Genomic DNA, 24,517 nt, shown 5'->3' with positions numbered 1-24,517 from the left:
GAGGTCAGGCACGAAGCTGGCCGGCCAGAATCCGCCGGCAGGCATCGACAAACACCTGCGCGCCGGTGACGATGTCGGCATCCGCCGTGTTCTCGGTCCAGTGATGGCTGATACCGCCGATCGAGGGCACGAACAGCATGCCTGCGGACATGATGGTCGCGAGCATCTGCGCATCATGACCGGCGCCGCTCGGCATGCGCAGCGACCGTCCGCCGGCAAGCGCCTTGCTCGCAGCTTCGATGGCGTCCTGAATGCCAGGGCTCATCATGGCGGGCGCGCCGGTGCGGATTTTCGCCACGGCGACGGAGCAGGGGCCTTTCGCGGTGACCTCAGCCGCCATGGTTTGCAGCAACTGCTCCAGCCGCGCGATCACGGCCGGATCGTCGTCGCGGATCTGGAACAGCATCTCGGCAGCGCCGGGAATGATGCTCGGTGCGCCCGGATCGAGCGTGATGCGGCCTGTGGTCCACACCGTGCGTGCCCCACACGCAGCCGGGAAACGCTCGTCGATCGCCACGCAGAACCTGGCCAGCGCCAGGCCGGCATCCTTGCGCACCGCCATGCGCGTGGTGCCGGCGTGGTTCTGCTCGCCGGTGAAGCTGATGCGGTACTGCCAGATGCCGACGATCGAGGTAACGACGCCGATCGCGAGGTTGCCGCTTTCGAGTGTGTCGCCCTGCTCGATATGCGCCTCGAGATAGCCGACGTGCCGTCCCGGCTGGGCCCTGACGCGCGGACGTCCAGCGAGCCCCATATCGAGAAGCGCGTCGCGCATGGTGCGGCCATCGGTGCGATCGCGCGCCGCGTCGATCTCGGCCTCGGTCACCTCGCCGACATAGGAGCGCGAGCCGAGAAAGCTGCCGAAATGGCCTTCCTCGTCGCACCACGCAGCGACCTCGACCGCGCCCTGCACGGACGGATCGGCATTGAGCACCCGTGCGGCTTCGAGCGCATAGACGACCCCAAGCGGGCCATCGAGCCAGCCGGCGTAGTTCTGGCTTTCGAGGTGCGATCCGGCGAGCAGCTTTGGCCCGGGCTTCGCGCTGGTGCTCACGATGTTGCCGATGCCGTCGATCGCACCCGTGAGGCCGGCCTCCGGCAGCTTGCACACCAGCCAATCGAGCGACTGCCGGTGCGGCTCCGAAAAGGTCGGCTTGTGCACGCCGGTCTTGTAGGTGCCGAAGGCGCGGAGCGCATTGAGATCGGCGAGGACGCGCTCACCATCAGCGTGCGGTTTGGTGTCAGGCATGTTCGGCACCCTTCAGCGCCTCGGTGCGGATCTCCTCGACCAGGCGTTCCTTGAGCTGGACGAACTCGGGCGTGGTCTTGATCTTGTAGGAGCGTGGATGCGGCAGGTCGATGGCGATCTCGGCCTTGATCCGGCCAGGGCGCGCGCTCATCACGATGACGCGGCTGCCGAGAAAGATCGCTTCCTCGATGTCGTGGGTCACGAACAGCACGGTCTTCTGATCGCGCTCCCAGATGCCCAGCAGCATTTCCTGCATCAGGGCGCGGGTCTGGTTGTCAAGCGCGCCGAAAGGCTCGTCAAGCAAGAGGATCTTCGGATCATTGGCGAGTGCACGCGCAATCGCCGTGCGCTGCTGCATGCCGCCGGAAAGCTGCTTTGGCCAATGGTTCTCGAAGCCTGATAGTCCCACCTGGCGGATGAAGGCATCGGCGACCTTGTTGCGCTCCGCTTCCGGCACGCCGCGCTCAAGCAGGCCGAAGGCGATGTTCTCGCGCACGGTCAGCCAGGGAAACAGCGTGTAGGACTGGAACACCATGCCGCGATCGGCGCCGGGGCCGGTGACTTCGCGGCCATCGAGCGTGACGCGGCCGCTGGTCGGACGGTCGAGGCCGGCGACGATGCGCAGCAGTGTGGACTTGCCGCAGCCGGACGGACCGAGGATGGTGACGAAGTCGTTGTTGCCGATGACGAGATCGGTCGGCTCCAGCGCTTTGGTCGGCGCGTTGCCGTGACGCGCGGGGAAGGTGCGCGAGACCTGCTCGATCTTGAGCGTGGTCATGCGAGCCTCCACGGAAACAGCCAGGCATTGAACGCCTTGAACATGAAGTCCGAGAGCAGGCCGATCAATCCGATCACGATGATGCCGAAGATGATCTGCCCGGTGTTGAGCAACGCCTGGCTGTCGGTGATCATATGCCCGATGCCGGAGGACGAGCCGATCAGCTCGGCGACGATGACGTAGGTCCAGGCCCAGCCCAGCACCAGTCGCAGGATTTCCGCGATCTCGGGCGCGGAGGATGGCAGCAGCACGCGGCGGATGATGCCGCGGTCGCTGGCCCCTAACGTGTAGGCGGCTTCCACCAGATCGCGCCGCGTTGCGCCGACGGTCACGGCGACCATCAGGATGACCTGGAACACCGAGCCGATGAAGATGACCAGCAGCTTCTGCAACTCGCCGATGCCGGCCCACAAGATCAACAGTGGAATGAAAGCCGATGCCGGCAAATAGCGCGCAAAGGACACGAAAGGTTCGAGGAACGCTTCGATCGGCTTGTAGGCGCCCATGAGCACGCCGAGCGGCACCGCGATGACCGCGGCCAGCGCAAAGCCGCCGACGACGCGCCAGACCGTCATGCCGATGTCGAGCAGGAAGCCCTGCTTGGCCAGGAGGTCATAACCCTCCTGCACCATGGTCAGCGGATTGGCCAGGAATGTCTTCGACACATGACCGCCGAAGGTCGCCCAGGACCAGAGGGCGACGAACAGCACGAAGAACGCGAGGCCATAGGCCACGCGCTGCCTCGATGTCACGGAATCCAGGGGACGCATCGTCAGTCTATCCGAATGGTCGAACCATAGGCCGATCCCGCCGCGCGGCGGGACCAGCGGCTTGTCGGGCCTACTTGATGAAGCTGGCGTCGAAGAGGTCTTCGACCTTCGGCGCCGATTTGATGATGCCCATTTCGAGCAGCAGCTCGGTCGCATCCTTGTTGAAGGCGAGGAAATCGCCTGCAAAGAACTTCTGGTTTGCGGCCTTGTCCTGCCAGCGCAGGTACTTTGCCGAGTTGCCGAACTGCTCGCCGGTCTGCTTCACGTCGGCGCCCATGATTTCGTAGGACTTGGCCTGGTCCTTGGCGATCGTGTCGAGCGCTTCGAAATAGCTGTTGGCCAGCGCCTGCGCCGCCTTCGGGTTCTCGCTAAGGAATTTCGGCGTGCAGCCGAACGTGTCCATCACGATCGGATAATCGAGCGTGGTCGCGATGATCTTGCCCTTGTCGGGAGCGGCGCGCACGGTCGACAGATACGGTTCGTAAGTCATCGCGGCGTCGTTCTGGCCGGAGACGAAGGCCTGCGCAGCCGCAGCCGGTTCGAGGTTCACGACGGTGACATCCTTCACCGTGAGGCCATTCTTCTTCAGCATCCAGGCCAGCGCGAAATAGGGCGAGGTGCCGGGCGCGGAGGCCGCGACCGTCTTGCCTTTCAACTCCTTGATCGACGTGATGTCGTTGCGCACGGCCATGCCGTCGGCACCAAAACTCTTGTCGAGCTGGAAGATCTGCTTGGTCGCGACGCCGTTGGCGTTCCAGGATATCCAGGTCTCGACCGTGGTCGCGGCGCACTGGACGTCGCCCGAAGCGATGGCGAGGTGGCGGTCCTTCTGCGGGATCTTCTTGATGGTGACGTCGAGGCCGTTCTTCTTGAAGATGCCGGCTTCCTTCGCCAGCGTCAGCGGCGCGAAGCCGGTCCAGCCGGAGATGCCGATTCCGACCTTGACGTCGTCGGCGAGCGCGGGCGTGCTGGCCGCGAGCGCAATGATGGTCGCAAAAATTGTCGAACTACGCATGATTGTCGTCCTCTTGCCCAGATGGATTGACGTCCTGTTGATCTCTGTCGGCCCCCATGGACGGTTGCCCGAAGCATTGCACGATTTGTGCCGACATCGTTCTCTCAGCCTCCCTTGAATCGCGCGACAAGGCGGTGAGAATCACCGGGATAGAGCAGGCGCACCGCGGTGATGGTGCGCGCACTGCGCCAGGTATAGCGGTCGATCACGAGGCATGGCGCGCCGACCGCGATGTCGAGCGCCTCCGCCGTGCGATCATCCGCGACGATGGCGCTGATCGTGTGCTCGGCCTCGGTCCAGGGGACATGGTGAAGCAGCCATGAGCCGGGCGGTTCGTTGGAAAAATCCGCGGTCGCCGCAGAAGGTACGGATGATAGATCGATCAGCCGATCCTCGACGGCGAACGGCACATTGTCGGCGCTGTGGCGGCAGGAGATCGCGACGACCTTGCCGGCTTTCTTGACGCCGAGACGTTCGCGGTCAGCAGCAGTCGCGGTGCGCTGCTTGCGGCCGATCAACTCGTAGCCATAGCTGCGGCCGAGCGCGGTGATCTCGGCGCGGATGTCGGCAATCTTGAGCACTGCCGACTGATGCTGCGGCCTTCGCACGAAGGAGCCGGCCCGGCGCCGCCGCTCGATCAGGTCGGCCTGCGCGAGCTCGGACAGCGCCTTGTTCACGGTCATGCGCGAGCAGCCGTAGCGGGCAACGAGCTCATGCTCGAACGGGATGCGGTGGCCTGGCGGCCATTCGCCTGTGAGGATGCGCTTCTCGATGTCGGCGCGAATGCGCTTGTAGAGCGTCGGTTTGTCGGCCGTCTCGGTCGAAAGGCTCATGCGACGAGCCTCCGCACCGCTGCGTTGAAGCGCTCGCGCGCAGCTTGGCGCAATTTATGCCGGCCGCCTTCAACGACCTTGTTGCCGCCGGCCCAGACGCAATCGATCGCGGTGCTACCGGCGGCGAAGATCCAGCCGTCAATCACGGCGTCGCGCGCCCGTCCTGCCAGCGACGGGTGCGAGCCGTCGAGCGTGACGATGTCCGCACGTGCGCCAGGCGAGAGACCGACTGCTGGCTGCGCCATTGCCTGCGCGCCGCCTGCGACGGCAGCGTCGAACAGCGTGCGGCCGGTCGAACGGCCCGCGCCGCCCGACAGCACGTTGCGCGCGCGATGCTTGAGCCGCTGGCCGTATTCAAGCTGGCGCAGTTCATCGGCGGCGCCGACCAGCACGTTGGAATCGGTGCCGATGCCGAACAATCCGCCGGCGTCGAGAAAATCGCGCGCGGGAAAGATGCCGTCGCCGAGGCTCGCTTCGGTGATGGGGCAGAGGCCTGCCACCGCGCCGGTCTTCGCCAATGCGCTGACTTCCTGGTCCGTCATGTGTGTCGCGTGAATGACGCACCAGCGCCGATCGACCGGCGCGTGCTCCAGCAGCCATTGTACCGGCCGCCGCCCCGACCAGGCCAGGCAATCCTCGACTTCCTTCACCTGTTCCGCGGCATGAATATGCACGGGCCCACCCTCCGCGAGCGGAATGACCGCCGAGAGTTCGTCCGGCGCCACCGCGCGCAGGCTGTGCGGCGCGATGCCGATATTGGCGCCGGGCAACGTCGCGATCGTCTTGCGCGACGCAGCCATGAGCTTGGCGAACTGATCGACCGAACAGATGAAACGGCGCTGGCCGTCATGCGGCGCGGCGCCGCCGAACGACCCATGCGCATAGAAGCTCGGCAGCAACGTGAGGCCAATGCCAGAGGCTTCGGCCGCTTGCGCGATGCGCGCGGCCATCTCGGCGGGATCGTCATAATGCGAGCCGTCGCGGTCATGGTGCAGATAATGGAATTCGCCGACGCGCGTAAAACCCTGCTCCAGCATCTCGACATAAACCAGGGTCGCAACGGCCGTGACGTCGTCGGGCGTCATCGCCAGTGCGAAACGATACATCGTCTCGCGCCAGGTCCAGAAGGTGTCGGTCGAGTTGCCGCGCAGCTCGGCAAGCCCCGCCATGCCGCGCTGAAAGGCGTGGCTGTGCAGGCTCGCAAGCCCCGGCAGCGCGACGTCGTGCCGCTCGTCCCCGGCAGCAGGCGGCACATCAGGCGTCACGTCCGCAATCGCGCCGGCGGTGATCACCACCTGCACGTCATTGGCCCAGCCCGAGGGCAGGAGCGCGGAGGCGAAATGCAGTCGGGACATGATGACACGCCGGCTGGACAGAACCGCCTTACGATTATATGTCTAGACATATAAGTCAAGCATCCCACGAAGGGACCATCGCATGACAGAGCGCTTCGACCGGATCTGGCATAACGCCCGGCTCGCCACGATGCGGGCCGATCGTCCCGATCTCGGCGAGATCGAGCATGGCGTGATTGCCATGCGCGGCGGCTACATCGTCTATGCCGGCGCGGCGGCGGATTTCCCTGACAACGTCGACGCCATCCAGCGCATCGATTGCGATGGGCGCTGGATCACACCGGGGCTCGTCGATTGCCACACCCATCTCGTCTACGGTGGCAACCGGGCGCACGAATTCGAGTTGCGCCTGAAAGGCGCGAGCTACGAGGAGATCGCGCGCGCCGGCGGCGGCATCGTCTCCACGGTCGCCGCGACACGCAAGGCGAGCGAGGCCGAACTCGTGGCAAGCGCGCTGCCGCGGCTTGATGCGCTGATCGGCGAGGGCGCCACCACGATGGAGATCAAGTCCGGCTATGGCCTCAACGCCGAGACCGAGATGCGCCAGCTTTCTGCCGCGCGCACCCTCGGCCGTCAACGGAAGGTCGCGATCCGCACCTCCTTCCTCGGCGCGCACGCGCTGCCGGTGGAAGCCGATGGCGACAAGGATCGCTATATCGATCTCGTCTGCAAGGAGATGCTGCCTGCGGTGGCACAGGCGGGGCTTGCCGATGCCGTCGATGCCTTCATGGAAGGCATCGCATTTTCGGCGGAGCAGACCGCGGTTGTGTTCGAGGCGGCAAAGTCGCTCGGTCTGCCCGTGAAGCTTCATGCCGATCAGCTTTCGAATCTTGGCGGCGCGGCACTCGCTGCAAGATTCTCCGCGCTCTCGGCCGATCATCTCGAGCATACCGACGAATCCGGCGCCGCTGCAATGGCGAAGGCCGGCACGGTCGCCGTGCTGCTGCCCGGCGCCTACTACTTCATTCGCGAGACGCACAAACCGCCGGTCGAGACCTTCCGCAAGCACGGCGTCGCGATGGCGCTCGCGACCGACTGCAACCCCGGCAGCTCGCCGCTGACCTCGTTGCTGCTTGCGATGAACATGGGCGCGACGTTGTTCCGGATGACTGTCGCCGAATGCCTCACGGGCGTCACCCGCGAAGGCGCGCGGGCGCTCGGCGTGCTCGATCAGACCGGCACGCTCGAGGCCGGCAAATGGTGCGATCTCGCGATCTGGGACATCGACCGTCCTGCCGAGCTGGTCTATCGCATCGGCTTCAATCCGCTGCACCGCCGCGTCTGGAGGGGCCAGTGACGGAGCCGGGCGCAGCGATGGTCACCATCACGGGAACGGTCAGCCTCGACGATCTCGCGCGCGTGCTGGAAGGCGCGCCCATCGTGCTCGATGTCGCATTCTGGCCGCGTGTCGAGGCGGCTGCGGCTGTTGTCGCGACCGCTGCTCAGGCGGCCGCGCCCGTCTATGGCATCAACACCGGCTTCGGGAAGCTGGCCTCGAAGCGCATTCCCCCCGAGCAGACCGCGCTGCTCCAGCGCAATCTCATCGTCTCGCATTGCTGCGGCGTCGGCCCGGCGACGCCCGAGCCCATCGTCCGGCTGATGATCGCGCTGAAAATCATCTCGCTCGGGCGCGGCGCCTCCGGCGTGCGCCGCGAGGCGATCGAGCAGCTGCAGGCGATGCTGGCGCGAAATGTCTACCCACTGGTGCCGCAGCAAGGCTCGGTCGGCGCCTCCGGTGATCTCGCCCCGCTGGCGCACATGACCGCGGTGATGATCGGCGAGGGGCAGGCGATCCTCGACGGGAAAACCGTGTCCGGTGCTGAGGCGCTGGCGGCTGCTGGCCTTGTGCCACTGACGCTCGGCCCCAAGGAGGGGCTCGCGCTGATCAACGGCACGCAGTTCTCGACCGCCTACGCCATATCAGGCGTGCTGCGCGCATTTCGTCTCGCGCGCGCCGCGCTCGTCACCGGTGCGCTGTCGGTCGATGCGGCAATGGCCTCGACGGCGCCGTTCCGTCCCGAGATCCAGGCGCTGCGCGGTCATCCCGGCCAGATCGCCGCGGCCGCGACGCTGACCGCGCTGCTCGATGGCAGCGACATCAGGTTGTCGCATCTCGAAGGCGACGAGCGCGTGCAGGATCCCTATTGCCTGCGCTGCCAGCCGCAGGTCGCGGGCGCCGCGCTCGACCTGATCACGCAGGCCGCGCGCACGCTGATCGTCGAGGCCAATGCCGTCACTGACAATCCGCTGGTGCTGGTCGAGACCGGCGAGATCGTCTCCGGGGGCAATTTCCACGCCGAGCCGGTGGCCTTTGCTGCCGACACGATCGCGCTGGCGCTGTCGGAGATCGGCGCGATCAGCGAGCGGCGTATCGCGACGCTGGTCGATCCCGCGCTGAACTTTGGCCTGCCGCCGTTCCTGACGCCGGATCCCGGCGTCAATTCCGGCTTCATGATCGCCGAGGTCACGGCGGCTGCGCTCTATGCCGAGAACAAGCAGCGCGCCGCGGCCTGCTCGATCGACTCGACGCCGACCAGCGCCAACCAGGAAGACCATGTTTCCATGGCGGCGCATGCCGCGCGGCGGCTGTCCGACATGGCGGACAATCTCGCCGCCATTTTGGGCATCGAGCTACTGGTCGCTGCCCAGGGGATCACGCTGCGCGCGCCGCATGCGACCAGCGGGCCGCTCGCAGCCGTCATCGCGGCGCTCCGCGAGCAGGTGCCTGCGCTTGGCGCCGATCGCTACATGGCCGGCGATCTCGCCAAGGCCGCCGCGCTGATCGAAGCCGATGCATTGCCGTCGGCGGCGCTCGCCAGGCTTTCCACCGATCCGTTTCCGAGACTGAGCTGAAGAGGTCCGCATGAACCGCCGACTGGACAATGACCGCACGATCCGCGCTCCCCGCGGCAGCGAGATCAGCGCCAAGAGCTGGCTGACGGAAGCGCCGCTGCGCATGCTCATGAACAATCTCGATCCTGAAGTCGCGGAGCGCCCGAGCGAGCTCGTCGTCTATGGCGGCATCGGCCGCGCCGCGCGCGACTGGGAGAGCTTCGACCGGATCACCGCGGCGTTGCGCAAGCTCGAGAACGACCAGACGCTGCTGGTGCAATCAGGCAAGCCGGTCGGCATCTTCCGCACCCATGCCGATGCGCCGCGCGTGCTGATCGCCAACTCCAACATCGTGCCGCATTGGGCGACGCTCGATCATTTCAACGAGCTCGATCGCCAGGGTCTGATGATGTACGGGCAGATGACGGCGGGTTCCTGGATCTATATCGGCAGCCAGGGCATCGTGCAGGGCACTTACGAGACCTTCGTCGAGGTCGGTCGTCGGCACTATGGCGGGAACCTCGCCGGCAGATGGATTCTCACCGCCGGCCTCGGCGGCATGGGCGGCGCGCAACCGCTGGCGGCGACGATGGCCGGCGCCTCGATGCTCGCGGTCGAATGCCAGCCGAGCCGCATCGAGATGCGCTTGCGCACCGGCTATCTCGACCGCCAGGCCGCAACGCTCGATGAAGCGCTCGCGATCATGGCGGAGGCCGCGAAAACGAAGAAGCCGGTCTCGGTCGGCCTGCTCGGCAATGCTTCGGAGATTTTCCCGGAGCTGGTGCGCCGCGGCGTCAGGCCCGACATCGTCACCGACCAGACCAGCGCGCACGATCCGATCAACGGCTATTTGCCGAAGGGCTGGACGCTCGCCGATTGGGAAGCAAAGCGCGCCTCCGATCCGAAAGCGGTGGAGCGTGCGTCGAAGACCTCGATGGTCGAACACGTCCAGGCCATGCTCGATTTCCACGCGCAGGGAATCCCGACGCTCGACTACGGCAACAACATCCGCCAGATGGCCCAGGACATGGGCCTGACAAACGCCTTCGATTTCCCCGGCTTCGTGCCCGCCTATATCCGCCCGCTGTTCTGCCGCGGCATCGGTCCGTTCCGCTGGGCTGCGCTCTCAGGCGATCCCGAGGACATCTTCAAGACAGACGCCAAGGTCAAGGAGCTGATGGCCGACGATAAGCATCTGCACAACTGGCTCGACATGGCGAGAGAGCGGATCAAGTTCCAGGGCCTGCCGGCGCGGATCTGCTGGGTTGGTCTCGGCGATCGCCATCGCCTCGGCCTCGCCTTCAACGAGATGGTCGCGCGCGGCGAATTGAAGGCGCCTGTCGTGATCGGCCGCGATCATCTCGACTCTGGCTCGGTGGCAAGCCCGAATCGGGAAACCGAGGCGATGAAGGATGGCTCGGACGCCGTGTCCGATTGGCCGCTGCTCAACGCGCTCCTGAATTGCGCCAGCGGCGCGACCTGGGTCTCGCTGCATCACGGCGGCGGCGTCGGGATCGGCTATTCCCAGCACGCCGGCATGGTGATCGTCGCCGACGGCACGCCGGATGCGGCGAGGCGCATCGGGCGCGTGCTCTGGAACGATCCGGCCTCCGGCGTCATGCGCCACGCTGATGCGGGCTACGACATCGCGATCGACTGTGCCCGCGACAACGGCCTCGATCTGCCGAGCCTTTCGAAGTAGCGCTGCCTCAGGCGACGACCTTGGCGTCAGCGCCGTCGCACCACTCGCGTTCCTTCGCGAGATACCCCTCGATCGCCGCGCCGGGCATCGGCTTCGCGAAATAATAGCCCTGCACGAAATCGCAGCCGAGACTGCGCAGGCTGTCGAGCTGCGCGCGGGTCTCGACGCCCTCGACGACGCAGGCGATCTCCATGTCGTCGCACAGGCCGGTGAGCGATTTGACGATCTTGTGGCTGACGGGATTGTCGTTGATGTCGGCGACGAAGCTGCGGTCGATCTTGAGCTTGTCCAGCGGCAGGCGGTGCACATGACTGAGCGACGAATAGCCGGTGCCGAAATCGTCCAGCGAGATGCCGCAGCCCATCGCCTTGAGCGCGGCGATCGACTGCTGGGCGCGCACGAAATCGAAGGTGACGGCGGTCTCGGTGATCTCGAAATCGAGCCGGCGCGGCGCCACGCCGCTCTTCTCGATGATGCTGATCAGCGGGAGGATTCCGTCGGGCGAGCAGATGTCGTGGGCCGAGAGGTTGAATGAGAGGCGGGTGTGCCCAGGCCAGGCCTTGGCGGCCGCGAGCGCGCGCACCAGCAGGGACTGGGTCAGCGGGCGGATCAGGCCGATGCGCTCGGCGGCCGGGATGAAATCGGCTGGCGAAACCCAGCCGAGGCGGGGGCTCTGCCAGCGTGCCAGCGCTTCGAAGCCTGTAGTATGCTCGCTCATGGCGTCGACGATCGGCTGGAACACCAGCTCCATCTCGGTGTCGAAGTCCACGGTGCGCAGCAGGTTTTCGATCACGCCGCGGCTGCGGATCTCCGCCTCAAGCTCGCTCGAGAAGGTCACGGTGCGGCCGCCCAGGCGGCGCTTGGCATGATAGAGCGAATAATCCGCGCATTCATACAGAGCTTCCGCCGTCGTCGCCGAGCGCGGGTACAGCGCAAAGCCGATCGAGCAGGACAGGCCGGTATGCGCTGTGTCGAGCTGGTAGGGCAGCTTGACCTGCTCGCCGATGCGTTCGCCGAGCCGCGCCAGATCGGCGTCCTCGGGATCGCCGCACACGACGACACCGAACTCGTCGCCCCCGAGCCGCGCAAACTCCACCCTTTGCGGCCCAAAGCCCTCGCAGACCTCGCGGATGCGGCGGCCGGCCTCGATCAACACGCGGTCGCCGACGGAATGGCCGTAATTGTCGTTGATCGGCTTGAAGTCGTCGAGGTCGATGATGCCGACTGCGACGCCCACGTGCCTGCGCTCGGCATCAGCAAACGCGCTCGACAGCTCGGCGAAGAAGCGGCGGCGGTTCGGCAACTCGGTGAGGGAATCCAGGTTGGCGAGGCGGAAGTTCTCGTCCGACAGGGCCTGCGTCGCCGCCTGCTGCGTCAGCAGCGATTTGCGGCTGGCGACGAGATCGGCGAAGTCGCGATAATAGATGAACAGCACCGTCACCATCGCGCCGGAGACCAGCAGGTTGTTGACTGCGATCGCCTTCAGCGTCGGTTCGCCCGTGGCCCAGAAGAACAGCACATAGGGAACGTCGACGACCAGAGTCACAATCAGCGCCGCCGAACGCAGATTCATCAGCGAGAAGATGCAGCCGATCACGGTCACCGCCATGTAGAAGGCGATCTGGCTCTTGCCGAAGGGATCTCCGTAAGGGTAGAGCGCGAATGACCAGGCGGTGAATCCGGCGCCGATCGGCAGCGTCATCCAGTTCATGACGCGCAGATTGCGCAGGATGTCGGCATCGCTGCGCACCTGGTGGCGCTGGCGCAGCCACCAGAATGTCCGAAACGCCGCGAGCAGCGTCAGCGCGCTCGGCACGGTCATCGTCAACCAGTCCGGTGCGACGTTGACGTAGCTGTAGGCGACCGCGATCGTGTTGCTGATCAGGATCAGGTACAGCAGCGGGATCTGCTTGGAGAAGGCATCGAATTGCGCACGCATCAGGTCCGGGTCGTCAGACACGCGGAATAGCTGCTTCGCGGCGGTGAACTGGGCCTTCAAATCGACGGCAGGCATTGCAATACGCGCCTCAAATCTCTTCAAAAAACGAAGGCGATCTTGCACGGCGGGGGTAAAGACCGCGTTAGATTGGTTCCGCCCGGGAACACTAGCGCTGGTTGCAAATTGCCGCGGATTCCTCGATCCGCGCGCATTGGTGAGGGTCTGTTAAGGATGGAAGCTGGAAGCGGCGGGGATTGCCACGAATGACCCGCATTCCAGCTGCGTTTTGCTAACCATAAGCGTCCGGACGGTCGTAGCGGCGATCACCTCTGACGATCGCCGCCCCGCACGTCTTGCTTACCTGCGGCACGGCTACTTCGCAGCCTCCAGCGCCGCCGTCTGCTTGGCGAGCTGCTTGTCGAAATCCTTCGACAGGCCGCTGGCATAGGTCGCAAGCTCACCCGGCTTGACGAACGGATTTGGCGTCTCGCTCTTGATCTGCTGCGCGCGCTTGTCCTGCATGCCATAGACCTCCGGGTGAGGCCCGAGCAGCACGTCGATCTTCATGGCCTTGGCCTTGGCGAAGGTTGCGCGATAGTCATCGACGATGCCGGGATAGGTCGGCTGTCCCACCAGCCGGTTCAGCGCGACGGTGCCGCTGCAGAAGAACAGCACCTCGCGGTCCTGGCCGCCGTCTTTCACCGTCATCTCCCAGCTCGTGCAGCCGGGCGAGTGCCCTGGTGTCGCGTGTGCCGTCAGCGTGGTGTCGCCGAGCGTGACCTTGTCGCCCTCCTTCACCGTGCGATCGACCTTGACAGGCGGAAAGCTGAGATCGGCGTTCCTCTCGTCGCCCGGATAGTAGCCCCCTTCGAGCAGCGGCTTGTCGCGCTCGCCAGCCACCAGCTGCGCGCCGCTCTCCTGCTTGATCTCGGCGAAGCCGCCGGTGTGGTCGAGATGGGCGTGGCTGTTCAGGATGTATTTGATGTCGGCAACCTTGAAGCCGAGCTTGGCGATGTTGTCCTTGATCATGCCTGTTGACTGCGGCATCGCGGTGTCCATCAGGATCAGGCCCTGCGAGGTCTTGATGATGTAGACGGCGATGCCGTCGGTGCCGACGTAATAGATGTTGTCGATCAGGTGGAACGGGTCGAACGGTGCGGTCCATTTCTTCATGACGACTGCCACGAAGTCCTTGATCGATTGCGCCTGCGCAGCTGGTGCGAAGAGCGCCAGCGCACACAGCGCCGCCGCGAGCTTTTTCATGGATTGCCTCCCGATGTCATGTCGTTGCGACCGCGGTTGAGCTCCGCTGATCGACCGGCAGCACGCTAGTTGTTGCGTGACGCGGCAGCAACCGCCTCGCGTTCGAAAAATTCCGCGTCATGCGCGGAATAACGGTCGCTGCCCATTTGAGCATGACGGCGGTTGGGCCCCGACCCTGGCTTTTGACCATCGCGCGTTGAAAGAATCAGGCGAGAGCGGCCTGGCGTTCCCGCACCGGCTCGCGGGTCCGATCGGTGCCACGCGGCTCGGCGAGCCGGGTAAAGCTGCGCTGGCCGGCATGTGCGGGGGCCTCGACGATGACGCCCTCGCAAACGATCTGTCCGCCCAACATCCTGAATTCGAGCTTGTCGTAGCGCGGCATGCTCTCGCCGGGCTCGGGCGGCAGCAGCGCGATGCGTCCCTGGATGTTCAGCGTCGCTTCGCCGGTGCCGTGAAGCCGCGGATTCCACATCCTGATCCCGGTCTCGGTCCAGCGCTGGCGGATCAGCGCGGCGCGATCGGCGGGTTCCACGATCTTTGCGCGACGCTTCGGCGCGCCGGACGTCTTCGAAGTGGGAGCCGGAGGAGGCTCGACGTGCGCGGCGACAACAGGCGCGTTGATCCCCGCGATGGGCAGGGCATCGTTTGCAGCAGCAGGTGCAAGCGCTGCGGCGACGCTCTCCGCGGGCTCGCCCTCGAGACTGGCCCCGGCCACGAAAGGTGCGGGAACCTCCGCATCGACCAGGATGACGGGCCTCTCGTCGATTGCGACCGGCTCGGTCTCGACGGAAGCGACGGAGATGGGCTCGTCGTCGACATAAAGCCCGGAGGCCTCCGGCATCGTCTCCGTCTCGAGAGCGGCGACGATGACTTCATCCGCTACGACCGGCGCGACATCTTCTGGGAGTTCCGGAGACGCATCGCTGCTGACGACGGGCTCGGGAGAATCGACCGCTTCGACTTCCACGGAAGAGACCGGAATTTCTTCCTCAACCGGTTCGACAACGATCAGGAGCTCTACGGGTAGATCGTTGCTGACGCTGGGCTCGGACGCATCGACTGCTTCGACCGGCACAGAAGAGGTCGACGCCTCTTCTCTGTCCTCGGGTTTGACTTCGGTGAGAAATTCCGGGGACGGGTCGCTATTGATGGGTTCGGGCGGATCAACCGGCTCACTCGCGACTTCAATCGAAGAGACCGGAACCTCGTCCTTGACGAAGGGCTCCGCCTCTATCGGCGTCTCTCCGGATGAATTGTCGCTGACGGCGGTATCAGTCGGCCGCGCTGACGAGCTCTCCACCGCGACAGAGACGGTGGCGGTGTGCTCAGCGAATGGAGCAGCGACTTCGAGGCCGCGATGCTGCGGCTCTGGACTGATATCGCTGCCGTGCGCCCGAGTAGCTTCCGCAATCGCGATGACGGCCGACTGTTCATCTGCAGCGCCGGGCGCCGCGTCGATGCTGCTGCCGTGCGGCAGGGGCCGAAGCCGGTTCAACGCCCATTTCACCGCGGGAATGCGGCTCAGCAACGATATCAGTCTCGAAAGCACCAGGAGTTGTCCCAGAGGTAGGCTGCCGTAGGCAATCGCTGATTCGCCAGCAATGTGAAAAACTGCCCGCCCGTCACACCTCTGTCAATCTGGGCGAGACCAATTGCAGAACATCTGCACAGCCTCACGCGCCCCGAGCATTCATTCGAAATGCATCGATGCGAGCGGATCTTCGTCGTGTGCAGGCAAGCGCGTCGGCGCAGCGGGCATCGCAGCATGCTCGGTCTTGCGAACATGCGAATGCGTCAGCGCATGCTTGTGGACGAGGACCATCGTCAGCGCTTCGCATTCGGTGGGCCCACCGCTCCACGCGCAGGCGGTGCTTGAGGATTGTCCGGGCCAGGCCTGCGCCGGCCCGGCGATGGCGAGCGACAGCATGAGCCGCAAGGCGGCGACGATCATTGTCTTCGTCATAGGATGCTCCAAAACGCTCCATCCTTCAGGGATCGGCCCGGCGGCACGATATTCCGTGGCCTCCCGCGATCGTGAGGGGGCGCCGGAGGCGGGCGTTTCGAAGGATGCGCCGCGGGAAACCGTCCTGATACGCGAGAGCGACGGCGCCTACAGGGCGAGCACGCCCAAGGTCGGCCTTCCTGGCGTCGTTCTCCTCGCCTAGTTTGCACCAACAAGGGAATGAGGACCTCGCAATGAAGAAGCTTGCCGCCATCGCAGCTGTTCTGGTCTGGTCGACTTGCGTGATGGCGCAGGACCGCAGCATCACCGTGGCATCGACGACGTCGACCGAACAGTCCGGCCTGTTCGGCTATCTGCTGCCGCTGTTCACCGAGGCCGAGGGCATCGCGGTGAAGATCGTAGCGGTCGGCACCGGCCAGGCATTGGACATCGGACGGCGCGGCGATGCCGACGTGGTGTTCGTCCATGACAGGGTCGCCGAAGACAAGTTCATGTCCGAAGGGCAGGGCGTGAAGCGGTTCAACGTCATGTACAATGATTTCATCATCGTCGGCCCGAAGAGCGATCCCGCGAAAATCGCCGGCGACAAGGACGTCGCCGATGCCCTGCGCAAGATCGCAGCGGCAAAGGCGCCGTTTATCTCGCGCGGCGACAAGTCCGGGACGCATGCCGCGGAGTTGCGACTGTGGAAGGACGCCGGCATCGACATCGCGACTGCCAAGGCCAGCTGGTATCGCGAGATCGGTCAGGGCATGGGCCCGGCGCTGAACATGGCGTCGGCGTCATCAGCCTATCTGCTGTCGGACCGCGGCACCTGGCTGTCGTTCAAGAACCGAGGCGAGCTTGTCATCCTGACCGAGGGCGACAAGCGGTTGTTCAACCAGTACGGTGTCATGCTGGTCAATCCGGACAAGCATCCCAATGTGAAGGCGAAGGAGGGGCAGGCCTTCATCGACTGGCTGATCTCACCGAAGGGGCAGGATGCGATCGCCGGCTACAAGGTCGGCGGTGAGCAGCTATTTTTCCCCAACGCGTCCCACTAGCAGGAAGGCGACGGTCGAGACGGCGATGCTGAGCGCCAGCAGGATCAGCCCGAGCCCCAGCGCCAGCGGCAGATCGCCCTTGCTGGTCTCGAGCGCAATGGCCGTCGTCATCGTGCGGGTGAAGCCGCTGATGTTGCCGCCGACGATGATGATGGCGCCGACCTCGGCGATGGCGCGTCCGAAGGCGGCGAGAAAGGCCGTCAGCAACGAGGTGCGGCCGAGCGCAAACAGCAGGCCGATGCTGCGCAGCGTCGACAGCCCGTCGATCCGCGCGAGGTCGCCGTATTCGGCCCACAGCAGGCTCGCCGGCCTATGTACCAGCGCGACCACGATCGGGGTCGCCAGCAGCGTCTGTGCGATCACCATGGCGGTCGGCGTGAACAACAGGCCAGCCGCGCCGAGCGGGCCGGAGCGCGACAGCAGAAGATAGAGCGCAAGCCCGACCACGACCGGCGGCAGCCCAAGCAGCGCGTTGGTCAACACGATGATGACCTGCCGCCCGCGAAAGCGGGTGATCGCAAGCAGGGCGCCGAACGGCGCCCCGATCAGCAGCGCGACGATGCCGGCCGTCAGGCTCACCCGCACCGACAAGGCGACGATGCCGAGCAGTTCGGGATCGGCTTCGCCAATCAACGTGAACGCGGCGACGAGGGCTCGTGCGAAGTCGTTCATCCGGCCTGACGCGGTTGCGACGGCAACAGGTCGAGCACGAGTTCGGAGGGGCGGCAAAGTCGAACGCCTTTCGGCGTGACCACGATCGGCCGGTTGATCAGGATCGGATGCGCCATCATCGCATCGAGCAGCTGATCGTCAGTCAGCGCAGGGTCGTCGAGCCCAAGCTCAGCATAGGGTGCAGCCTTCTCGCGAACCGCCTCGCGTACCGAAATCCCCATGCGGGCGATGAGCTGTTGCAACAGCGCCCGCGACGGCGGCGTCTTGAGATATTCAATCACGTGCGGCTCGATGCCGGCATTCCGGATCGTCGCAAGCGTGGTGCGCGACGTGCCGCATTCGGGATTGTGATAGATGACTGCGTCCATCGCTAGCACCTTCAATTATCGGAGATCATCGATCGCCTCTCGCGGCTGACGCGTCAACCCCCATGTTGGCCGACCCGACGGGCAAAACACCCGAAGTGCGTGTCAAGCCCGGCCTGCAAAAACATTCTTGTTTGCCGAAATTCGGAAATGACGTGTGTGTCTCATCACCTCACCCGGCACGAGGGAAGCCGTCAAACCACTCGCGCAGGGAAGGCCGGGATGTCCTGGTTGCCCTGTACGTCGCTGTGCGGCTTCCTATTGCGCTACACACGCACAGCGAACCGCGGGTGCCAGCCGGCGCCCGGCCTCCCCTGCACCCTCGGCATTCCCCAGGGCGGAACGAGCCGCTAAACTCGGACCGGTCAGGCCGCGAGAGCGCGGAATCATGCGTTTTGTGGCCGGGAGGCGACTTTATTCTCTCCACGGATGCTTTAAGGAAGAGCCTGGATGCGGCGCAGCACGGGCGGCCGCGGATCGAAATTCAGGTCAAACCGGGCACGTCGCCGCTCAAGCCGGGCTCACTCAACGAGAAGGACGTCATTCCATGATCAATACCGTTGGCATCATCGGAGCAGGGACCATGGGCAATGGCATCGCCCAGATCTGCGCTGCCGCCGGACTTTCAGTCGTGATGGTCGACATCTCCGATGCGGCTGTGAACCGCGGCATTTCAACCGTCGGCGGCAGCCTCGAGCGCCTGGTCAAGAAAGAGAAGATGTCGGCGGCCGATCGCGACGCGACGCTCAAGCGCATCACCGGCACGACCGATCGTGCCAAACTGTCCGATTGCGATCTCGTCATCGAAGCCGCGACGGAGAATGAGGAGCTCAAGGTCAAGATCCTCAGGGATCTCTGCGCCACGCTGTCGCTACGCACCCTGGTTGCGACCAACACTTCGTCGATCTCGATCACCAAGCTTGCGGCTGCGACCGATCGTCCCGATCGCTTCATCGGCATGCACTTCTTCAATCCGGTTCCGGTGATGCAATTGCTGGAACTCATCCGCGGCCTTCAAACCTCGGACGATACCCACGCCAAGGCGCTCGATTTCGCCCAGCGCGTCGGCAAAGTGGCGATCACGGCCAAGAATAGCCCGGGCTTTGCCGTCAACCGCATCCTGTGCCCGATGATCAACGAGGCGATCTTCGCGCTCCAAGAGGGCATCGCGACGGCGGAAGAAATCGACGCCGGCATGAAGCTCGGCTGCAACCATCCGATCGGGCCGCTGGCGCTGGCAGATCTCGTGGGCCTCGACACCATGCTCTCGGTGATGGAGGTCTTTTATAAAGGCTTCAACGACCCTAAATATCGTCCAGCCCCCTTGCTCAAGGAAATGGTCGATGCCGGCCATCTCGGCCGCAAGACCGGGCAGGGCTTTTACAGCTACGGCGCCTGATCCTGGCGCGGGCGGCGGACTTCAGTGCCCGCCGCTCAATCCCGCTATTTGCGCCGGGACAAAGATGTCGCGGCGCTTTGGCCCGACAATGTCGAACGGGCGGTTCGCGGGAACAACGAACGGAAAACGAAGGACATGTCAGATCGACTGAAGGCCGAGCGCGAAGCGGCGGCGACGCGGCGGAACCTGCTGACCCAGGACGCGATCGAGCGCACCGGGATTACCGAGGAGATGATCGGGGAACTCGTCACCCGCTTCTACGGGCGTGTCCGCGAGGATGCCCTGCTCGGGCCTGTTTTCGCGATCGTGCAGAATTGGGACGAACATCTCGCCAAGCTCGAAGACTTCTGGTCGTCGGTCGTGCTGATGAGCGGCCGTTATCATGGCTCGCCGATGCGAGCACATATGCCGCTCAGCCTGGTCGGAGATCATTTCGACCGCTGGCTCGATTTGTTCGAACAGACCGCGCGCGAGGTCTGCCCGCCGCCGGCAGCCGCGCTCTTTATCGACAAGGCGCGTCGTATCGCCGACAGCTTTGAAATGGCGTCCGCCAGCCTTGCCGGCCGCATCGCCGTGCCACGCCACCTGCTCAGGCCCTGACGGCAGCAAAACCGCCTGCAAAACGTGCAGTTGAATCGCTTTCCGGTTGTGTCACGCCGCCGCAACGCGTCGCACCAATTCCTGCATCATCGGTTTGGTCTGCAAAATCGTCATGCCGGTCGCGCGTCATGACGTCGAAATGGCAAAAACGCGCTTGAATGCGTGCAATTACATTCAATCAAAGCGAGTAAGGCCATATTGATGCCGCGCGGGGCCAATTCTTCGCCTTCATTTCGGCAGAGTTCCAGCGCCTGCTGTCCTGCATGTCGCGCACATCAACCAAGGCTGCATCCTCATCCTCCTGGACGCGCAGCGCATCCAGGACGGGCTCGCGACCAGCAATATCGGCATCGACTCCAACGTGCCGCAAGGCGGCGTGATCTGGGTGTTCGCGCTGAAGAAATAAGCTCCGCAGGCGGATCGAGAGACGCGGAGCGACAGGGGGCAAATGCGGCGGGCGGCAACGTCCGCCGCATCTTGCGTGTGCGATCGGCGCTTACTTCCCCTCGCGCTCGACCTTGTCCTTTGCCTTCTGATTCATCTCCCGAACCTTCGGATCGGTGCTGCTCTGCCCGGTGGTCTGGGTGGTCGAGGCGAGCGGGGCGCTGGCGTTGGGAAGCGAACGCTGGTCCGGTGCGGTGGGGCGCGTCGCTGTCGTTGGCGGCGTGGTGTTGCTGCTCTCGGCGAACGCGGCTGCAGTGGTCAAAGGAAAGGCGCTCGACAGCAACGAGACTGCGAGCGCCCTTGGGATATTGGTCATCGATCTGCTCCTGTCAGATCGATGCAAACGGCGCGAAGCCGACGGATGTTCCGCCTCTATGCCTCCAATTGCTTGCCGATCGGCAGCGCACGGATGCGCTTGCCGGTCGCCGCGAAAATGGCGTTCATCAGCGCCGGTGCGAACGGCGGCACTCCGGGTTCGCCGACGCCGCTCGGCGGCGTGTCTGGTGCGGGTGGTACGATGTAGACATTCGTCACCAGCGGAGCCTCGTCGATCCTGACCACCTGGAAGTCGTCAAAGTTCTTCTGCTCCACCTTGCCGTCCTTGAAGCTGACCTCGCCATATTTGGCGAGGCTCAGGCCCATGATCGCCGCACCCTCGATCTGCGAGGCGATGCGCTCCGGGTTGACGTAGGTGCCGCAGTCGATTGCGGTGTCGACCCGTGGCACCGTCAGCTTGCCCTTCTCGTCAACGGCGACCTCGACGATGGTCGCGATATAGCTGACGAAGCTGCGGTGCACGGCGATGCCGAGGCCGTGGCCCTTCGGCACCGTCCGCCCCCATTCGCCCTTCTCGGCGACCAGCTCGACCACCTTGCGCAGGCGCGCGGTGTCGATCGGGTAGCTGCCATAGGGCTCGCCGTAGTTCCAGAGGTCCTTGACGTTGGGCTTGACGATGCGCGGCGTGCCGATCAGCGCCAGCAGCGTCTCCTTCTGGTCGCGGCCGGTCGCGTTCGCGATCTCGCCGACCATCGACTGCACCGCGAAGGCGCGCGGGATGTTCGAGACCGAGCGGAACCAGCCGATGCGGGTGAACGCGGCGGCTTCCGGGTTCTCGCAGGAGACGTTGGCGATCTCGAACGGCATGTCGACGAGGCCCATGCCGAGCTCGAATGGCGCCGCATGATTGGCACCGGCCGCAAAGGTCGAGGCGATGGTCGGCGCCACGCTACGGTGACGCCAGGCGATCACCTTGCCGTCCTTGTCGAGCCCTGCCTCGATCCGTTCCACCGAGACCGTGTGCAGGAAGTCGTGATGGAGATCGTCCTCGCGCGTCCACTGCACCTTCACGGGCACGCCGAGCTCCTTGGACAGCAGCGCGGCCTCGAGCGCGAAGTCGCATTTCGACTTGCGGCCGAAACCGCCGCCGAGCAGCGTGACATTGACGGTGACGTTGCCCTCGGGGATGCCGAGCGTCTTGGCGACGTCCTCGCGGGTGCCGCCGGGGCTTTGCACCGGCGCCCAGATCTCGGCCTTGTCGCCCTTGACGTCGGCGACTGCGACCGGCGGCTCCATGCTGACATGGGCGAGGTGGGGCAGATAATATTCGCCGATCACGACCTTGTCGGCGGCCTTCAGCGCTGAATCGGCGTCACCCTCCTGGCGCACGACGAGGCCGGGCTTGCGGGCGGCCTCTTCGAGCTCCTTGCGATAGGCGACCGAGTCGTATTTGCCGTTGGCGCCATCGTCCCAGACCAGCTTCAGAGCGTCGCGGCCCTTGATTGCAGCACCGGTGTTGCGCGCAATCACCGCGACGCCGCCGAGCGGCTGGAATTTGGACGGCCACGGCCAGCCTTGAACCTTCATCACCTTCTCGACGCCGGGCACCTTCAGTGCCGCGTCCGGATCGAACGAACTGAGCTTGCCGCCGGTCACCGGCGGACGCGCGATCACGGCGTATTTCATCCCGGGCAGGCGCACGTCGGCACCGTAGCGCGCTTTGCCGGTGGTGATGTCGTGCAGATCGACGATGCTGACCTGGCCCTTGCCGAGATAGCGGAAATCCTTGGGGTCCTTCAGCTTGAGGCCTTCGATCGCTGGCACCGATTCCTTGGCGGCGTCGGCCGCGAGTTCGCCGAACCCGAGCTTGCGTCCGCTCGCGCTATGGACGATCTCGTGATTGACCGCCTTCACTTCAGTCGCCGGCACGTTCCAGCGCTTTGCCGCGGCCTGCTCCAGCATGGTGCGGGCCGAGGCGCCGATCTGGCGCATTGGGATCAGATAGTGCCGCGTGCTGCGCGAGCCGTCAGTGTCCTGGTTGCCGTACTTGACCTCATCGCCGTGGGCCTGCTCGACCTTCACCTTGGACCAGTCGGCCTCCATCTCCTCGGCGACGATGAGCGGCAGGCTGGTGCGTACGCCGGTCCCCATCTCGGAGCGATGAGCGAGGATGGTGACGATGCCGTCAGGTGCGACCGCCACAAAGACGCGCGGATCGACCACGACGCCATGCGGCATCTCGCCGGCGCCGGTCTCATAGGCAAAAGCCTGGCGCGTCATCACGGGCGCTGCGAGCACGAAGCCACCGGTGATGCCGAGCCCCTTCAGGATGCTTCGGCGTGAGATTTTCTCGACCTTCAGATTCTTCTCGAAGCCGCGAAGCTTCCCGGGATTGTCGATGAAATTCATGTCACACCCCCATCGACGCGAGATGGATGGCGTTCTCGATGCGCTGGTAGCAGCCGCAGCGGCAGATATTGCCTGACATCGCCTCGCGAATCTGGTCGTGCGACGGCTTGGGATTCTCCATCAGCAGTGCAGCCGCCTGCATGATCTGGCCGGCCTGGCAGAAGCCGCATTGGGGGACATTGACCTGGCGCCAGGCCTTCTGCACGGGATGATCGCCATCCGGATGCAGTCCCTCGATCGTGGTGACCTCGCGTCCGGCGACGTCGTTGATCGAGGTGATGCAGGAGCGCACCGCCTCTTTGTCGACGATGACGGTGCAGGCGCCGCACAGAGCCTGGCCGCAGCCGAATTTCGTGCCGGTCAGGCCGGCTTCGTCGCGGAGGAACCAGAGTAGCGGGAGATCCGGGTCACCGTCCCAGCTCTGTTCCTGTCCGTTGATCTTCACCTTGATCATGATCGTCGCCCTTCATAAGATTGCTGATTTCAACATCGCCGATCTCGGTCGGCGCAATGTCCGTAGGGTCATGTGACCGTGCTCCAGCCCGTCGTCCCACGCGAGCAGGTCCCGGCAGGGGGCTGGAAAGCGAATCGCAATGTCCGGATGTGCTCGATACCTCTTGTCTTGTTCTTGATTGATTGAACTCGCGGCATCGTGACGACGAGACGGTAGCAGAGATCGAGCCACATCGGCATTCACAGCCGAGTGTTCTCAATGTGAACCGATTGCATCCGGGTTTGTCAAAAGCAGGGCGCGCCAACTCGTCGCGTGACGTCAAAAGCGACGATGCAACGAAAAAAGCTTCGTCCGCCAGAGGGACTGTGCGGACGAAGCAGTTGTCCTCAGTCGAGGGAGGGAGAATCGCAAGGGCACGCTGACTTCAAGGAGGAAGAGGCGGCACTGCGCAGTCATTCAGAGACCGGGACTGAGGGAGCGGAAAGCGATCGCATACGCAACGTGCACAGGCGGCGATATGCCGAGATCGTTCGAACTCTACCTCGCCGGGTGACCGGCGAGGGGACAGGCATTTGGGACGGCTCAGGCAGCCTTGGCCCTCGCCACGTGGGTCGCGATCGCATCCATCAGCGCCGGCGACAGGCAGTCATAAGGCTCCAGGCCGATCTCCTTCAGCCGCGACCGGATGCCGGCCATCTGCTCTGGCTTCACGCCCGACTCGATCACCGAGGAGACGAAGGCGGCGAATTGCGGCGCTTGCGAGCCCTGCTCCTGGAACAACTCCGGATGGACGAAATCGAGGCCATAGAACGGATGGTTCTTGTTTTCGATGCGGCCGAACATGTGGGTGCCGCAGGCCTTGCAGGCGTGCCGCTGGATCACCGCCGACGCGTCTACGATCTGGAGCTTGTCGCCGTTCTCGAGCACGGTGACGTTCTGGCGCGGCACGACCGCGACGACCGAGAAGGTCGCGCCCTGCGGCTTCCAGCACTTGGTGCAGCCGCAGGCGTGGTTGTGCGCCACGTCGCCCTTGATCCCGACCTTGACCTGATGATCCCTGCATTTGCAGGCGAGCGTGCCGCCGGCAAAGTGGCCGGTGCCTTGTTTGAGGCCGTTGTCGATCGAGGGATGCAGTGAAGTCATAGGTCGATCCTCC

22 protein-coding genes are annotated in these 24,517 nt (G+C 64.7%); 6 read left to right on the top strand and 16 right to left on the bottom strand.

The window, feature by feature from the left end; all coding sequences use genetic code 11:
* Positions 1-4 precede the first annotated feature (4 nt).
* The 6 genes from BM222_RS33155 to BM222_RS33130 all read right to left on the bottom strand — a co-directional run bounded on the left by BM222_RS33155 (position 5) and on the right by BM222_RS33130 (position 6,000).
* A complete protein-coding gene (locus tag BM222_RS33155) occupies positions 5-1,249 on the bottom strand; it encodes a Zn-dependent hydrolase (RefSeq protein ID WP_092238054.1) in 1,245 nt (414 codons plus the stop codon).
* Complete coding sequence (locus tag BM222_RS33150) at positions 1,242-2,027, bottom strand: ABC transporter ATP-binding protein (protein WP_177243605.1); 786 nt, start codon at positions 2,025-2,027, stop codon at positions 1,242-1,244. Before BM222_RS33150 ends, BM222_RS33155 begins: the two co-directional genes overlap by 8 nt.
* Positions 2,024-2,797 (bottom strand): ABC transporter permease, encoded by a 774-nt coding sequence (locus tag BM222_RS33145; RefSeq protein ID WP_092238048.1) that lies wholly within the window; start codon positions 2,795-2,797, stop codon positions 2,024-2,026. The genes BM222_RS33150 and BM222_RS33145 overlap by 4 nt, the downstream gene beginning before the upstream one ends.
* A 70-nt stretch (positions 2,798-2,867) precedes the next feature.
* Complete coding sequence (locus tag BM222_RS33140; protein ID WP_092238045.1) at positions 2,868-3,812, bottom strand: ABC transporter substrate-binding protein; 945 nt, start codon at positions 3,810-3,812, stop codon at positions 2,868-2,870.
* Positions 3,813-3,916: 104 nt separating this feature from the next.
* Positions 3,917-4,645, bottom strand: coding sequence for a histidine utilization transcriptional repressor HutC (hutC, locus tag BM222_RS33135; RefSeq protein ID WP_092238042.1), 729 nt, complete (start codon positions 4,643-4,645; stop codon positions 3,917-3,919).
* The gene (locus BM222_RS33130) at positions 4,642-6,000 is read right to left on the bottom strand and encodes a formimidoylglutamate deiminase (protein ID WP_092238039.1); all 1,359 of its coding nucleotides are present in this window, start codon (positions 5,998-6,000) and stop codon (positions 4,642-4,644) included. Before BM222_RS33130 ends, hutC begins: the two co-directional genes overlap by 4 nt.
* Positions 6,001-6,082: 82 nt before the next feature.
* Here BM222_RS33130 and hutI point away from each other — a divergent pair, with 82 nt between their 5' ends.
* The 3 genes from hutI to hutU are packed head-to-tail and all read left to right on the top strand — an operon-like array spanning position 6,083 to position 10,534.
* Positions 6,083-7,297 carry an imidazolonepropionase gene (gene hutI / locus BM222_RS33125; RefSeq protein ID WP_092238036.1) on the top strand — a complete coding sequence of 405 codons (1,215 nt, stop codon included), beginning with the start codon at positions 6,083-6,085 and terminating at the stop codon, positions 7,295-7,297.
* The gene (gene hutH / locus BM222_RS33120) at positions 7,294-8,853 is read left to right on the top strand and encodes a histidine ammonia-lyase (protein ID WP_092238033.1); all 1,560 of its coding nucleotides are present in this window, start codon (positions 7,294-7,296) and stop codon (positions 8,851-8,853) included. Before hutI ends, hutH begins: the two co-directional genes overlap by 4 nt.
* A gap of 10 nt (positions 8,854-8,863) precedes the next feature.
* A complete protein-coding gene (gene hutU / locus BM222_RS33115) occupies positions 8,864-10,534 on the top strand; it encodes a urocanate hydratase (RefSeq protein WP_092238030.1) in 1,671 nt (556 codons plus the stop codon).
* A 7-nt stretch (positions 10,535-10,541) separates the two neighbouring features.
* Here the strand turns inward: hutU and BM222_RS33110 are convergent, their stop codons facing one another.
* The 4 genes from BM222_RS33110 to BM222_RS33095 form a co-directional block, all read right to left on the bottom strand.
* On the bottom strand, positions 10,542-12,548 hold the full coding sequence (locus BM222_RS33110; protein ID WP_092238027.1) for a putative bifunctional diguanylate cyclase/phosphodiesterase: 2,007 nt from the start codon (positions 12,546-12,548) through the stop codon (positions 10,542-10,544).
* A 297-nt stretch (positions 12,549-12,845) separates the two neighbouring features.
* Positions 12,846-13,736, bottom strand: a complete 891-nt coding sequence (blaBJP, locus tag BM222_RS33105) for a BJP family subclass B3 metallo-beta-lactamase (RefSeq protein WP_092238024.1) — start codon at positions 13,734-13,736, stop codon at positions 12,846-12,848.
* Positions 13,737-13,941: 205 nt separating this feature from the next.
* Positions 13,942-15,285: a hypothetical protein gene (locus tag BM222_RS33100; RefSeq protein ID WP_244547355.1), complete on the bottom strand. Its 1,344-nt coding sequence runs from the start codon at positions 15,283-15,285 to the stop codon at positions 13,942-13,944.
* Positions 15,286-15,426: 141 nt separating this feature from the next.
* Positions 15,427-15,687, bottom strand: coding sequence for a hypothetical protein (locus BM222_RS33095; protein WP_143106138.1), 261 nt, complete (start codon positions 15,685-15,687; stop codon positions 15,427-15,429).
* Positions 15,688-15,932: 245 nt separating this feature from the next.
* On the opposite strand from BM222_RS33095, the gene BM222_RS33085 reads away from it, so the two are divergent.
* On the top strand, positions 15,933-16,742 hold the full coding sequence (locus BM222_RS33085) for an ABC transporter substrate-binding protein (protein WP_177243604.1): 810 nt from the start codon (positions 15,933-15,935) through the stop codon (positions 16,740-16,742).
* Here the strand turns inward: BM222_RS33085 and BM222_RS33080 are convergent.
* On the bottom strand, positions 16,716-17,414 hold the full coding sequence (locus BM222_RS33080; protein WP_092238012.1) for an ABC transporter permease: 699 nt from the start codon (positions 17,412-17,414) through the stop codon (positions 16,716-16,718). The genes BM222_RS33085 and BM222_RS33080 overlap by 27 nt on opposite strands.
* On the bottom strand, positions 17,411-17,782 hold the full coding sequence (gene arsC / locus BM222_RS33075) for an arsenate reductase (glutaredoxin) (protein WP_092238009.1): 372 nt from the start codon (positions 17,780-17,782) through the stop codon (positions 17,411-17,413). Before arsC ends, BM222_RS33080 begins: the two co-directional genes overlap by 4 nt.
* A 544-nt stretch (positions 17,783-18,326) precedes the next feature.
* Between arsC and BM222_RS33070 the strand changes: the two genes are divergently transcribed.
* On the top strand, positions 18,327-19,178 hold the full coding sequence (locus BM222_RS33070) for a 3-hydroxybutyryl-CoA dehydrogenase (RefSeq protein ID WP_092238006.1): 852 nt from the start codon (positions 18,327-18,329) through the stop codon (positions 19,176-19,178).
* A 135-nt stretch (positions 19,179-19,313) separates the two neighbouring features.
* On the top strand, positions 19,314-19,778 hold the full coding sequence (locus BM222_RS33065) for a group III truncated hemoglobin (protein ID WP_092238112.1): 465 nt from the start codon (positions 19,314-19,316) through the stop codon (positions 19,776-19,778).
* A 496-nt stretch (positions 19,779-20,274) separates the two neighbouring features.
* Here the strand turns inward: BM222_RS33065 and BM222_RS33055 are convergent, their stop codons facing one another.
* The 4 genes from BM222_RS33055 to gfa all read right to left on the bottom strand — a co-directional run bounded on the left by BM222_RS33055 (position 20,275) and on the right by gfa (position 24,504).
* Positions 20,275-20,538 (bottom strand): hypothetical protein, encoded by a 264-nt coding sequence (locus BM222_RS33055; protein ID WP_092238000.1) that lies wholly within the window; start codon positions 20,536-20,538, stop codon positions 20,275-20,277.
* A gap of 56 nt (positions 20,539-20,594) precedes the next feature.
* The gene (locus tag BM222_RS33050; protein WP_092237997.1) at positions 20,595-22,907 is read right to left on the bottom strand and encodes a xanthine dehydrogenase family protein molybdopterin-binding subunit; all 2,313 of its coding nucleotides are present in this window, start codon (positions 22,905-22,907) and stop codon (positions 20,595-20,597) included.
* Position 22,908: 1 nt separating this feature from the next.
* Positions 22,909-23,361: a (2Fe-2S)-binding protein gene (locus BM222_RS33045; protein WP_092237993.1), complete on the bottom strand. Its 453-nt coding sequence runs from the start codon at positions 23,359-23,361 to the stop codon at positions 22,909-22,911.
* Positions 23,362-23,943: 582 nt separating this feature from the next.
* The gene (gfa, locus tag BM222_RS33040; RefSeq protein WP_092237990.1) at positions 23,944-24,504 is read right to left on the bottom strand and encodes an S-(hydroxymethyl)glutathione synthase; all 561 of its coding nucleotides are present in this window, start codon (positions 24,502-24,504) and stop codon (positions 23,944-23,946) included.
* Between the last annotated feature and the right edge of the window lie 13 nt (positions 24,505-24,517).

It is taken from the genome of Bradyrhizobium sp. Gha (assembly GCF_900113735.1).
GTDB lineage: Bacteria > Pseudomonadota > Alphaproteobacteria > Rhizobiales > Xanthobacteraceae > Bradyrhizobium.
Note: the sequence above shows the minus strand (reverse complement) of the source record. Positions and strands in the feature narration are given on the sequence as shown.